2 protein-coding genes are annotated in these 1,015 nt (G+C 62.4%); both read right to left on the bottom strand.

Going from position 1 to position 1,015, the window contains the following annotated elements:
* The coding region (locus EN750_RS36075) for an FAD-dependent oxidoreductase (RefSeq protein WP_145968271.1) at positions 1-320 on the bottom strand (320 nt) is incomplete at its 3' end.
* A 193-nt stretch (positions 321-513) separates the two neighbouring features.
* The coding region (locus EN750_RS36070) for a cytochrome c oxidase assembly factor Coa1 family protein (protein ID WP_127399401.1) at positions 514-1,015 on the bottom strand (502 nt) is incomplete at its 5' end.

Below are 1,015 nucleotides of genomic sequence, written 5' to 3'. Positions count from 1 at the left end.
TCCATGTAGCTTCTGTACTCGTCCAGCCTGTCGCGCGTGTTGGCAATGCGCAGCTGGCCGCATTTGTGCCAGCCGACGTTCTGGCCCGTCTCCGCCTCCAGCCCCTCATAGATTTCGATCGACCTGGCTATCATGCGGCCGACATTGCGGCTGCGCGCGTAAGAGGGGATGAGCCCCGCGGCATGCCATGTCGACCCGGCCGTAAGCTGCGTTCGCTCCAGCAATGCCACATCGGTCCAGCCGCGCTTTGCCAGACCGTAGAGAATGCCTGCACCCACACAGCCGCCACCGACCACGACCGCACGAAAGGAACTCACCATATGCGCGTGCCCTTGTATGAAATTGCCACCGGTCCACATGAACGCATGCGCATACTGTCAGACAGCATCCGGCTTTTCAGCATATTTCCTTGTCTGGAACGCAGCAGTGGTCACCCGACTGTTGGGCCACAAAGCCGGCCGAACTGTCAGCCTTCGCGCCCGCGTTTAGGCTGCGTTTTTGCGTTTTGCCCTGCTATATTCCGATTGCAGCATTCGGGATCGGGACATGATCTTCGTTGATCAGCACGATCGGCGCATCGGCTCCCTCGACCCTGACGACCAGCAGGCGCAGGCTCCATGTGCCGGCTGTCCGGACAGCGGTCGAATAGGCCGTGCCCTTGCCGTTGGCGCCGTGGACCGGAATGCCGAACTGGGCGTCGCCGGCCCCATTTGCATTGACGTTGAGATGGCCGCCGACCCAGAAACTGTCGGTCAAATCATCACCCAACGCCGCCTTGACGCGGTCGTCGGCGCGAAGCCTGTCCATCGTCATGTGATAGGCATCGCTGCCTTTCAGGACGTAGGGAATGCTGCCGACCACCGTCGCGCAGCCGCCAATCCCGACCACCCAGACGGCAAGGCCGGCGATTGCCCAGTTGCGCTGCGTCTTGCGAAACTGTTCCGCGTCGCGCCAGGCGCGGTTCTGCCAGGCCCAGCGGCTGCCGCGTGCGCCCAGCACGATGATCATGATGATG

The sequence above is a fragment of the Mesorhizobium sp. M7A.F.Ca.ET.027.03.2.1 genome (genome assembly GCF_003999175.1).
GTDB lineage: Bacteria > Pseudomonadota > Alphaproteobacteria > Rhizobiales > Rhizobiaceae > Mesorhizobium.
This window is presented reverse-complemented; position numbering and strand designations above follow the sequence as displayed.